This is a genomic window from Neotamlana sedimentorum, assembly GCF_000943565.1.
GTDB classification, from domain to species: domain Bacteria; phylum Bacteroidota; class Bacteroidia; order Flavobacteriales; family Flavobacteriaceae; genus Neotamlana; species Neotamlana sedimentorum.
Map to the genome: position 1 here is coordinate 21,807 of NZ_JTDW01000015.1, position 12,935 is coordinate 34,741.

At 33.1% G+C, this 12,935-nt stretch carries 8 protein-coding genes; 2 read left to right on the forward strand and 6 right to left on the reverse strand.

What is annotated here, in order from left to right; genetic code table 11:
- Positions 1-64 precede the first annotated feature (64 nt).
- Positions 65-1,363 (forward strand): PorP/SprF family type IX secretion system membrane protein, encoded by a 1,299-nt coding sequence (locus PW52_RS14790; RefSeq protein ID WP_044633756.1) that lies wholly within the window; start codon positions 65-67, stop codon positions 1,361-1,363.
- Between the two features lie 30 nt (positions 1,364-1,393).
- Here PW52_RS14790 and PW52_RS14795 read toward each other — a convergent pair whose 3' ends face one another.
- The 6 genes from PW52_RS14795 to ychF all read right to left on the reverse strand — a co-directional run bounded on the left by PW52_RS14795 (position 1,394) and on the right by ychF (position 10,013).
- Positions 1,394-2,419: an LLM class flavin-dependent oxidoreductase gene (locus tag PW52_RS14795; protein WP_044633757.1), complete on the reverse strand. Its 1,026-nt coding sequence runs from the start codon at positions 2,417-2,419 to the stop codon at positions 1,394-1,396.
- A gap of 97 nt (positions 2,420-2,516) precedes the next feature.
- Positions 2,517-3,170 carry a hypothetical protein gene (locus PW52_RS14800; RefSeq protein WP_044633758.1) on the reverse strand — a complete coding sequence of 218 codons (654 nt, stop codon included), beginning with the start codon at positions 3,168-3,170 and terminating at the stop codon, positions 2,517-2,519.
- Positions 3,171-3,178: 8 nt separating this feature from the next.
- Positions 3,179-5,779: a DNA gyrase/topoisomerase IV subunit A gene (locus PW52_RS14805; RefSeq protein WP_044633759.1), complete on the reverse strand. Its 2,601-nt coding sequence runs from the start codon at positions 5,777-5,779 to the stop codon at positions 3,179-3,181.
- Between the two features lie 3 nt (positions 5,780-5,782).
- Positions 5,783-7,648 carry a DNA topoisomerase IV subunit B gene (locus tag PW52_RS14810; RefSeq protein ID WP_044633760.1) on the reverse strand — a complete coding sequence of 622 codons (1,866 nt, stop codon included), beginning with the start codon at positions 7,646-7,648 and terminating at the stop codon, positions 5,783-5,785.
- Positions 7,649-8,215: 567 nt separating this feature from the next.
- Positions 8,216-8,668, reverse strand: a complete 453-nt coding sequence (locus PW52_RS14815) for an SRPBCC family protein (RefSeq protein ID WP_044633761.1) — start codon at positions 8,666-8,668, stop codon at positions 8,216-8,218.
- A gap of 250 nt (positions 8,669-8,918) precedes the next feature.
- Complete coding sequence (ychF, locus tag PW52_RS14825; protein ID WP_044633763.1) at positions 8,919-10,013, reverse strand: redox-regulated ATPase YchF; 1,095 nt, start codon at positions 10,011-10,013, stop codon at positions 8,919-8,921.
- Positions 10,014-10,206: 193 nt separating this feature from the next.
- On the opposite strand from ychF, the gene PW52_RS14830 reads away from it, so the two are divergent.
- Positions 10,207-12,894 (forward strand): TonB-dependent receptor, encoded by a 2,688-nt coding sequence (locus PW52_RS14830; protein ID WP_044633764.1) that lies wholly within the window; start codon positions 10,207-10,209, stop codon positions 12,892-12,894.
- Positions 12,895-12,935: the final 41 nt, after the last annotated feature.

Here is a 12,935-nt window from a genome sequence, read left to right on the forward strand (position 1 = left end):
ATTTCATTCAGTTTTGTATTTTAGCGCGAATAAACATTGTTTTTTAGACCTTACCCCAAACATCATGAAAAAAGCAATTACCCTAATATTAGTAGTTTTATCTATTCAAAATTTGGTTGCGCAGCGTATTGTTTTCCCAAACCAAAACGCAATTAATCCGTATTTAGACGATCCATCATATTTAGCTGCCAACGGGCGCTATAACATGACTGGTATTATTCAAGCGTCAGACACGAATACCTCACAGTATTTAAATGCACAATTAGCGCCTTTCGATAATTTTGCATTCGGGTTAGATTATAGTAATCATAGCTATCAATCTTATCGTTACATTCAACTATTTTTAAATACGCGTTTTAAGTTTAATCTAGGAAGTGAATTTCACACCTTAAATATTGGAGCTTCAGTTGGATTGGAGCGCCTAAACGAAAAACTTTCTGCTAAAGACAACAATTTTAAATCGGTATATAAACTGGGGCTACACTATACCAATTTCAATTTAAAAATTGGAGGATTTTTAACTACATATCCTATTCAAAACTATTTATCTTTAGCACCTACCACGCCACTAACAAGCAGCAACGGCTATTCTGGTTATTTATCTTATAGAATTCGAGTTTCCGATAATTTTAGAATAACACCTAGCGCAAAATACCATGCATACAACGAGTTAAATATAATTGAAGGTGTTGCCAATTTAAATTTTAAAGGAAATTATGAAATGGCCTTATCGTATAAAAACGATTACTCTATTAATGCTGCCATTAGTGCGCGCCTTTTTAAATATTTTAGAATAAGTTATTCTTTTGAAAATGCCATTGGCGCTCAAAATTTTAATCAAGTACATTCCGTTGGTTTATCAGTAGATTTAACACCTAAAGAACAAGAAATACCAGAATGGTTGGCCAATGTAAAACGTAATCGTGAAAAACTTGGTCGTCCTAAACGCAAAAAAGAGCCGAAACAAGAAATAGTTGAAACAACACCTATTGAAGAACCTGAAATTATAATTAAAACAGAAACAATTGAACCAACTCCTGAAATTGCAACAGAAGTTGTAGTTAATGAGATTCCTGTTATGAGTGAAGAAACTCCACCAGACGTTATAAACGGTAATCTTAAACCAGGTTATTATGTAATTTTAGGAAGTTTTGTTGATGAATTAAATGCTAATAAAGAAATTGAGCGCTTAAAGCAAAAAGGCATTTACGCTAGAACAGGGCGTAAAAAAGGCGAAGAAAAATTCAATTACATTTATATTGACAGGTATAACCTTGAAGAAAAAGAAACAGCTATACAACGCACATTTAACAAACAAAAAGAAACTGGTTTCGAGAAAGTTTGGTTGCTGCGTATAAAATAAAAACGCTTACACATAACAACCTTAATGTAACTATACTAAAGCAGATTTATTAGCATTTATCTCTTGCATTATTTCTGCAAATAATTGATAGGATTTTATTCGGTTTTCTAACCCATAAATATTGGTAACCGCTATAATTTCATTAACCTGCGTTGCTTTAATAAAGTCTAAAATTTTAGCCTTTACTGTTTCTTTACTGCCTATAAATGTATATTTAAGCATTTGCTGCACCGATGGGTGATTTGTTAATGCTTTTAAATCTGATGTCATTTCTGTTGGCGGTTGTAAATAACTCCTTTTTCCGCTTAAAAAATTAACAATCATACGATATAATGAAGTAGAAATTTGTTCTGCTTCAGCATCAGTATCTGCAACTACTATATTAACACCCGCAAGTGTATAAGGTTGACTTAAACTTTCTGAAGGCTGAAAATTTTCGTGATAAATTTTAAACGCATGAGCTAAATGTGTTGGTGCAAAATGACTAGCAAAAGCATAAGGCAATCCTTTTTTTGCAGCTAAATAAGCACTATCTGTACTTGAACCAAGAATATACAGCGGTACATTAACACCTTCGGCTATTACTGCTCTTACTTTTTCATTTTGATTATCTACAGAAAAATAGTTTTGAATTTTTTCAACTTCTGATGGAAATGATTGTGCCGCATTAAAAAAGTCAGACCGAATAGCTGCTGCTGTAGTTTGGTCTGTTCCCGGAGCTCTTCCTAAACCTAAGTCAATTCTATTAGGATACAAAGTACCCAAGGTTCCAAATTGTTCTGCAACAATTAAAGGAGAATGATTAGGCAACATAATACCACCAGAACCTACTTTTATAGTTTTTGTTTTTTCGGCAACATGCCCAATTAAAACCGAAGTGGCATTACTACCAATAGCTGCAGAGTTGTGATGTTCTGCTAACCAAAATCGTTTATACCCAAAGTTTTCAGCAGCTTTTGCTAAAGCTATTGTATTATTAAATGTGTCTTTAAACGTCTGTTTTTCTGACACTATGGCAAGCTCTAAAACAGAATATGCTACTTTACTTTTTACCATAATTTTATAGTTTGAACCATTTTTAGAACGTAAAAATGGAGTTTGTAGTTAAATATTATACCCTAAGCTTAGTCGTTATTTTTAAGAAAAACTGACCTTAATCTGTAAACTTTAAGGTCTTTAAAGTATTAAGCAATTCCGTTTTTTCAGTTTCACTTACATAAGATATTACAATGCTAAGTGCAAAACCATTTAAAATTGTAGAATAATAACTTTGCTTAATGACTAAGCCCATGTGGTTTAAATCTACATCCATTTCATGAAATTCACGATTACCCATCATAACTTCTAAAAATACGTCATCCATATGACTGTACTTTATTTGAGATTGCTTTAATAAGTTTCGCGTATGAAATAAATAATCGCTTCCTAGCTTTACTCCTGGTGCCAATTTTAAGTTTTCGGCTATAACCATAAAACTAGGATTATAACTTACAGCAGAACCAAGTTCATGCTTAAAGACAGTAAGTAAATACGCAGAGTTAATTTCTGAAGCTTTTATAACTGCTTTTAAATTTTCATTATCACCTGTAACAAGGTCTTTTCCTGCTTCAACCAACATGTCTGTTTGTTCTTTAGATTGTACAAACCAACCTTCAGGAATATCTATTTTAAAATTAAAGAATGTATTTTTGTAAACATTATCGTTAATTGTACCATAATCGAAGCTATTAGTTTCGCGAGTTGTTTGGGAAAAACCCATGCTTGCAACTAATAATAACGCTATTAAAATAGATATTTTCTTTTTCATTTTTTTGTTTAAAACAGCGTAGGCTGATCGTCACCTTCATCATCTTTATTCTCATCAGAAGAATCAGTGGTTTCTATATTATCTTCTAATTCATCTTCTACTTGGTAAGGAAGCGGATCTAACAAATTAATTTGATTCACCTTATCTCTAGTAAGCTGATTTCCTAAGGCCGAAATACCTTTAATGGCTATAAATTCTTCTAAATTTATTTCTAAATTTTCTTTACGATCTTTTCCACGTTCTTTTGCAAAAACAACCTCTGCCATAGGTTTCCAATCGGTAGAAACAATTTCTAATTGCGATTTTGGATGATCGGAAATAAAAGTTTCTTCCTTGCCTTCTTGCTCAACTACAAATCGTTTTACGTAATACAATTCTTTTTCTCCGTGGTAATAAATAGCCGAAATTGGCTTTTTAGGCTCCCATTTTTCTAATACAATCATATCGTCATCGAAGTGCATAGTCACTTCGGGCGTTACGGTTTTAACAAGCCCTGATTGACTGATAATAAGCAGTTTATCTTCACCTCTAAATTCACCTATTAAATCGCCTCTGCCATCGACGTTAATGCGACGAACGGTTTCATCGAACCAAATTTTTCGAGGCTTTAAGGTAGAAACACCCTTTTCTTTAAGCTCAACACGTTTAATAGAATATTTGGTTACCAAATTTCCCTTAGAAGCACGACCTTTTATTAAAACATCGGCAAAGTCAATATCCCATTTTAATTTCTTAATACTTCCTGCTTGTCTTAGCATCACTGTAATAACCTCGGCTTCTCCATTAGGGTTTGCCGAAAAATATAATAGTGTAGATCCTTTATTGCCGTTAGTTAAATCGTATTCTCTATCTCTAGTTACAGCAGTAACTGCAAAACGTTTAATGTATGAAGGCCCACTTTTTCCGTCGCGGTAAACCATATTATAAATAGTGCGTTTATCTTTCTTTTTAAATACTGCTACATGTATAATATCTTTCCCTACGAAGGTTTTTGTATCAACCTTTGTTACCATCATTTTTCCTGCTTTGGTAAACACAATAATATCATCAATATCACTACAATCGCCAACATATTCATCACGCCGTAATGAGGTTCCTATAAAACCTTCTGCTCGATTTACATAAAGTTTTGTATTTCGTATAACAACTTTTGTAGCATCAACATCAGCAAAAGTGCGAATTTCTGTTTTACGCTCCCGTCCTTTTCCATAATCTTTTTTAAGTCTTGTAAAATAAGCTATTGCATAATCTATTAAATTAGCTAAATGATGTTTTACCTCTGCAATTTGTTCTTCAAGGGCATCAATTTTTTGTTGTGCTTTATCAATATCGAATTTAGAAATTCGTTTAATCCTAATTTCGGTTAAGCGCACAATATCTTCTTCGGTAACCGCACGTTTTAAATGTTTTATGTGTGGTTGTAAACCTTTATCGATGGCTTTAATTACGCCTTCCCATGTTTCTTCTTCCTCAATATCTCGGTAAATTCTATTTTCAATAAAAATACGCTCAAGCGATGCAAAATGCCATTGCTCTTCAAACTCACCAAGCTTAATTTCTAACTCTTGTTTTAAAAGTTGCACTGTATTATCGGTACTTCTACGAAGCATTTCAGAAACTCCAATAAATAGTGGTTTATTATCTTCAATTACACAACCTAATGGTGAAATTGAACTTTCGCAGCTAGTAAAGGCATAAAGAGCATCTATTGTTTTATCTGGTGATAATCCAGAAGGTAAATGCACTAAAATCTCAACCTCAGCAGCCGTATTATCTTCAATTTTTTTAATTTTTATTTTCCCTTTATCGTTGGCCTTTAATATTGAATCGATTAACGATGAAGTTGTTGTACCAAAAGGAATTTCGGTAATTATTAAAGTATTTTTATCGCGCTGAGAAATTTTAGCACGCACACGCACTTTTCCACCTCTTAAACCGTCGTTATAATTTGAAAAATCTGCAATTCCTGCTGTTGGAAAATCTGGAACTAACGTAAATCGTTTCCCATTTAAATGCTTAATTGAAGCATCGATAAGTTCGATAAAATTATGTGGTAATATTTTAGTTGATAAACCAACCGCTATACCCTCACCACCTTGAGCTAATAATAATGGAAACATTACCGGAAGGTTTACCGGCTCTTTTCTACGTCCGTCGTAACTAGATTGCCACTCGGTAATTTTAGGGTTGTAAACCACATCGAGTGCAAATTTGGATAATCTGGCTTCAATATAACGCGAAGCAGCAGCACTATCTCCTGTTAAAATGTTTCCCCAGTTTCCTTGGGTATCTATTAATAAATCTTTCTGACCAATTTGCACCATAGCATCTGCAATACTAGCATCACCATGCGGGTGATATTGCATGGTATGCCCAACAATATTTGCTACTTTGTTATAGCGTCCATCATCTAAATCTTTCATACTATGCATAATACGGCGCTGTACAGGTTTAAACCCATCCTCAATAGCAGGTACTGCGCGTTCTAGAATTACATAGGATGCATAATCTAAAAACCAATCTTTATACATACCCGTAACTCGGGTTATGGTTTCGTTTGGTTCTTGGTTTTCTTGGTTGGCTAGTTCGTCGTTTTGTTCGTCTATCATATATTATGAGGCTTTCTCTTCTTCTATTAAATCTAACTCTACTTTTAGATTTTCTATAATAAACTCTTGGCGGGTTGGGGTATTTTTACCCATGTAGAATGATAATAAATCTTCAATAGACATGCCATCGTCTAGCATTACAGGGTCTAATCGAATATCGTCGCCTATAAAATGTTTAAATTCATCGGGCGAAATTTCACCTAATCCTTTAAATCGTGTTATTTCCGGTTTTGGCTTTAACTTATTTATTGCGGCTACTCGCTCCTCATCTGAATAACAATAAATAGTCTCCTTTTTATTTCTTACCCTAAATAAAGGTGTTTGTAATATATACAAGTGGCCTTCTTTTATAACTTCTGGAAAAAACTGAAGAAAAAATGTAATTAGAAGTAACCTAATATGCATACCATCTACATCGGCATCGGTAGCAATTACAACATTGTTATAACGCAAATCTTCTAAAGATTCTTCTATGTTTAATGCGGCTTGTAATAAATTAAACTCTTCATTTTCATATACTATTTTTTTGGTAAGACCATAACAATTTAAAGGCTTTCCCTTTAAACTAAATACTGCCTGCGTATTAACATCGCGTGATTTGGTTATACTACCAGAAGCAGAATCTCCCTCGGTTATAAATAAGGTTGTTTCTAGATTGCGTTCGTTTTTTGTATCGCCAAAATGTACTCGACAATCGCGTAATTTTTTGTTATGTAGACTTGCTTTTTTAGCACGATCTTTTGCTAATTTTCTAATTCCCGAAAGCTCTTTTCGTTCACGTTCGGCTTGTAAAATTTTTCGCTGAAGCTTTTCGGCTGTTTCTTGATTTTTGTGAAGGTAATTATCTAGTTTTGTTTTAACAAAGTCGTTTACATAGGTTCTAACTGTTGGATAATTTCCTCCCATATCTGTAGAGCCTAACTTAGTTTTTGTTTGACTTTCAAAAACAGGCTCCATAACTTTAATGGCTATGGCACTTACAATAGATTTACGAACATCGGAAGCATCATAATTTTTGCCGTAAAATTCTCTTACCGTTTTAACAATAGCTTCTCGAAAAGCATTTAAATGAGTTCCTCCTTGTGTTGTGTTTTGGCCGTTTACAAAACTATTATACTCTTCGCTATACTGAGTTTTACTGTGTGTAAGTGCAATTTCAATATCATCGCCTCTTAAATGAATTATAGGATAAAGTAAATCTGATTCGTTAATTTTTTCGGCTAATAAATCTTTAAGTCCGTTTTCACTGAAATACTTTTCACCATTAAAAACTATAGTTAAACCTGGATTTAGATAGACATAGTTTTTTAACATTTTTACTATGTACTCATTTCTAAATTTATAGTTTTTAAAGATACTTTCATCAGGAATAAAAGATACTTTTGTTCCTTTACGACGCGATGTTTCAATTAAATCTTCTTTATTTGTAAGCTCTCCTTTTTCAAACTCTGCAGAAGCGGATTTACTATCTCGATTAGATTCTACTCTAAAATAGGTAGATAATGCGTTTACAGCTTTTGTACCAACACCATTTAAACCTACAGATTTTTTAAAGGCTTTAGAATCGTACTTACCACCTGTATTCATTTTTGAAACTACATCAACCACTTTTCCTAAAGGAATACCTCTACCATAATCTCTAACTGTAACTTTGTTAGTTTGTATTGAAATTTCGATGGTTTTACCAGCGCCCATTACAAACTCATCAATAGAGTTATCTAAAACTTCTTTTAAAAGAATATAAATACCATCGTCTGGCGAACTACCATCACCCAATTTGCCAATATACATTCCCGGTCGCATACGAATATGCTCTTTCCAGTCTAACGAACGAATATTCTCTTCGGTATATTTGGTTTGGTCTGCCATAAAAAAGGGTGAGTTTTGTGAGATTGCTTGCTAATATAATATTTCGCTTTAAAAAATAAAACCAGCAACTCACAAAATAATTAACAAAACTAAGCTCTAATTGTTAAGAACCTAAATCACAATAACTCAATTATCAATTATCGATTAAATTTTTATACATGTTGGATGGTCAAATTTATTGAGATTAACAACATAATTTATTATAAACTTTACTTTAATTTTAGCAACCAGCTATTGTGCCCTTCCCTTATTATTTTTAAGAAATAACAACTACCAGTATATTAGTAACAATCATATTTTTTTTTCAAAAGATGATATTAATCTAAACAAATCTTCTAACAGGATGTATTTACTAAATGAAATACAAATTATTCAAAGTTTAGGAACTATAGGGAATTTATGAGATAGGAAACTTAAGCGTAAACCAAAATTAGAACATTAACTATTATCTCCAAATAATTGGTGTTTAAACAAAAAAACAGCACTACAAATAACAATACCCTAATTTAGTTTCTGACTACAATGATGGTTATTATTCATCATCTATAAAACATACATTATTGAAAACTATAAAGCTTCCGCTTTTTCTTTTAAGGCTGCATTTCTAAAAACCAACAAGTTTTTTATATGTTTTTTTAAAATAAAAGTATCATACAATTTCCCTATTACACCGTAAGGTGATTCAAAATAAAACCTGTCTATCATAAGCGTTTTATTCTGTAATTCCTTAAAAATATGTTGATGTTTATATGACTTAAAACTACCTTCTATCATTTCGTCTACGAATAAAACAGGGGATTCAAACTCGGTAACTTTTAAAGTTAGATGTTGATGGATATAAAGATGCCTAGTTTCCCAAAGAGTAAAATCCCCTTTCTGAACCAAACCAGATACTTTCCCTCCAATGGCCATTTCTGTTGGATTTTTTAATGTGCTCTGATAAAAGGTTACATCTCTTGCCAAATCAAAACATTTTTCAATATCGGCATCAATTTCGGTTTTTACTTCAATACAAGGCATAACAAAATGAGATTATTTTTATAATCTTTAAAATGCAAATAATTTTGTGGATTTTAATAAAGCAGCTCAAATATAACAAAGGACAACTGATTTTCAACCACATAAAGTTAAACACTTTAAAATTTTACATGATTCTTAGTTCACCCCTGTTTTTATCTAAAAAAATGCATTCTATTCAAATTAAACTCAAAATAAATCAAAAATTCAAAATTCAAATTTTTGTTTATATTGAAATAATTAAATAGTTTATTTACACATTGAATAAGAAATGCATTACATCGCCGTCTTTAACAATATAATTTTTACCTTCAACGCGCATTTTTCCAGCTTCTTTTACCTTTGCTTCGCTACCATGCTCTACATAATCGTTATATGCAATAACTTCTGCTCGAATAAAACCTTTTTCAAAATCGGTATGAATTACTCCCGCTGCTTGGGGTGCGGTTGCACCAACATTTACAGTCCACGCCCGTACTTCTTTAACTCCAGCTGTAAAATATGTTTGCTGATTTAAAAGTTTATAAGCACCTCTAATTAATTTTGCCGATCCTGGTTCTTCTAAGCCTATGTCTTGTAAAAACATTTGGCGCTCTTCATAATCTTCAAGCTCGTTAATATCGGCTTCTGTACCAACTGCAAGTACTAAAACTTCAGCATTTTCGTCCTTAACTGTCTCTTTTACTTTTTCTACATAATCGTTTCCTAAAACAGCAGCACCTTCATCTACATTACAAACGTATAATACTGGTTTATCTGTAATTAATTGTGCTGGCTTTACAAAATCTATATAATCTTCTTCACTAAACTCTAAAGCTCTAACAGATTTTCCTTCTTCTAAACCGGTTTTAATACTTAATAAAATAGCTTCTTCTTTTTGAGCTTCTTTATTACCTGTTTTTGCAGCACGTTTTACTTTATCTAGTTTTTTATCAACGGTTTCTAGATCTTTTAATTGAAGTTCCATATCAATGGTTTCTTTATCTCGAATTGGGTCTACACTACCATCAACATGTACAATATTATCGTTGTCAAAACAACGTAAAACATGCAAAATAGCATCTGTTTCACGAATATTTGCTAAAAATTGATTTCCTAAACCTTCACCTTTACTTGCCCCTTTTACTAAACCAGCAATATCTACAATTTCTACAGTAGCAGGTATTACTCGTTCTGGACTTACCAATTCTTCTAATTTCTCTAATCTAGGGTCTGGTACATTAACAACACCAATATTAGGCTCAATGGTACAAAAAGGAAAGTTTGCACTTTGCGCTTTCGCGTTAGATAAACAATTAAATAACGTTGATTTTCCAACATTTGGTAATCCTACAATTCCTGCTTTCATAATAACTGTATTTTGCGAGTGCAAATATATACTATCTTGTTTGTTTTTTTACATTTTTTTTAAAATTGAAGATGCTGACAATTTTTTAACAAAAACTCATGTTTACAGAATTATCAACAACCTTTTTAATGTTTTTCTTAGTTTTTTTAGGTGTTTTACTATAAATTAGCTTACCTAACTATAAAATACTCATATGAAAACAATCCATTTTTATTTATTCTTTTTTTCAGTATGCCTAACTTTTGCACAACAAACTGTTAGCGGAACTGTAAAAGATGCTTCAGGAACCCCTCTACCTGGTGTAAACATTAGCGAAACTGGCACCACAAACGGCACTGCCACAGATTTTGATGGAAATTACTCCATAACAGTTAGTGGCACATCTTCTCTAACCTTTAGTTTTGTGGGTTATAATACCATTACAGTGCAAGTTAACAATCAGTCCACAATTAATGTAACACTTGAAGAAGGTGTAAGTTTAGACGAAATAGTTTTAGTAGGTTCACGTAGTCCTAAACGAACCGCTGTAGACACTGCAGTTGCCATTGATGTTATAGACGTAAGCGAAGTAAACACCCAAATTGGTAAAGTTGAAATTAACGAATTGCTGCAATACGCAGCACCATCGTTTAATGCCAACAAACAATCTGGATCGGATGGTGCAGATCACGTAGATCCAGCATCGCTTAGAGGTTTAGGACCAGATCAAACTTTAGTTTTAATTAACGGTAAAAGAAGACACCAATCGTCTTTAATTAACCTTTTTGGTACGCGTGGTCGTGGTAACACCGGTACCGATTTAAATGCCATTCCTTCTGCATCTATTAAACGAATTGAAATTTTAAGAGATGGTGCTGCGGCACAATATGGATCGGATGCGATTGCTGGTGTAATTAATATTGTTTTAAAAGATAATGTTGAAGAATTTACAGGTAGCATTTCGTATGGCGCATACAACAACAACCCAGATGTTGACACTAGCGACTTTGGCGAATACGGTTCTTGGAACACAGATGGTTATCGATTAGATACCGAAAAAGACGGAAATGCCATTGGAGACGATAAAAATTTTGATGGTGGTTCTGTAAAAATTGCTGCCAATTATGGCTTTAAAATTGGTGACGAAGGTTATGCCAATTTCACAACAGAATATTTAAGTAAAAATAAAACCTTACGTCCTGCTTTTGACTTTAGAAAAGGATTTGGAGAAGCTGCTATTGATGGCTTTAATTTCTTCGGAAACGTTGCCATTCCATTATCAGACAACACCGAATTTTATGCCTTTGGAGGAAGAAACTACAGAGACACTGATGCTTACGCTTTTACAAGAAACGGTGGTGCACGTGTTGTAGAATCTATTTATCCTGATGGTTTTACACCTAGAATTACGTCGGTAATTTTAGATAATTCTGTTTCTGCAGGTATAAGAACCGAAATGGCAAGTGGCTGGAATTTAGATTTTAGTAACACCTTTGGAAAAAACAATTTCCATTATTATATCGAAGGCACTTTAAACGCCTCGTTAGAAGATAGTTCGCCAACTAGTTTTGATGCCGGAGGGCATAGTTTAAGCCAAAATACTTTAAACTTAGATCTTTCTAAATATTACGACAATGTTTTATCTGGAATGAACTTAGCATTTGGTGCAGAGTTTAGAACAGAAAACTTCACCATTTTTGCAGGTGAAGAAGGTTCTTATGCTACTTACGACATAAATGGAGAACCTGTAACAGGAAATACCGATCCAGCAGATTTTACATATTATGATACTAATTCTGGCGAATTACGCCCTGGAGGTTCTCAAGGATTCCCAGGTTATAGCCCAGACAATGAAGTTAATGAAAACAGAAGTAACTTATCGCTTTACGCTGATGCTGAATTCGATATTACAGAAAGCTTTCTTTTAAGCGGTGCCGCTCGTTTTGAAAACTACAGTGATTTTGGTAGCACTTTAAACGGAAAATTAGCGATGCGTTTAAAAGCTTCAGATAACATAAATATTAGAGGTTCTGTTAGTTCTGGTTTTAGAGCACCATCTTTAGCTCAAATTTATTATAACTTAAAATTTACTAACGTATCTAGTAGTGGTACAGAAGAAGTTTTATTAGCAGCAAACGATAGTCCTGTTACACAATCGTTTGGAATTGAAGATTTATACGAAGAAAAAGCCCTAAACGCTGCTTTAGGTTTCACCGCTTCTTTTGGTAAATTTACAGCTACTTTAGATGGTTACTATATTAAAGTAAAAGATCGTATTGTTTTAACTGGTTATTTTGAAGCTACAGATATTGATAATGTTGGTTCGGCACAATTTTTTACAAACGGTGTTAATACAAGCACAACTGGTTTAGATGTTATTTTATCTTACAAAGAAACTTTAGGTAATGGTAGCCGATTAGGAGCTACATTACTTGCCAATTTTAACAATATGGAAATTGATGATGTTTTAAATGGAGATTTAGACGAACAAACCTTTTTTGGAGAACGTGACAAAGCCTTTTTATTAGCTTCTGCTCCAGATAGCAAAATAAGCTTAAACTTAAACTACGATAAAGATTGGTTTGATGCTGCGCTTTCGTTTACACGTTTTAGCGAAGTTGAATTACTTGATTGGCAAATGTATGAAGACACAGCAGATTACGGCACACTTGCAGACCAAGTTGCAGCAGCTACAGACACGTACTCTTCTAAAATTGTAACCGATTTAAATTTAGGTTTCGAATTATGCGAGAGCACTAAAATAAATGTTGGTGCAAACAATTTATTTAATATTTATCCAGACCAACAAGACGATTGGACTGAAGCTGGTGGATATTGGGATTCTGTACAAATGGGATTTGGTGGTGCTTATTACTATGCTAAACTTAGTTTTACATTTTAAGAGAACTCATTTTATAAATAAAAAAAAGACCCAATTGGGTC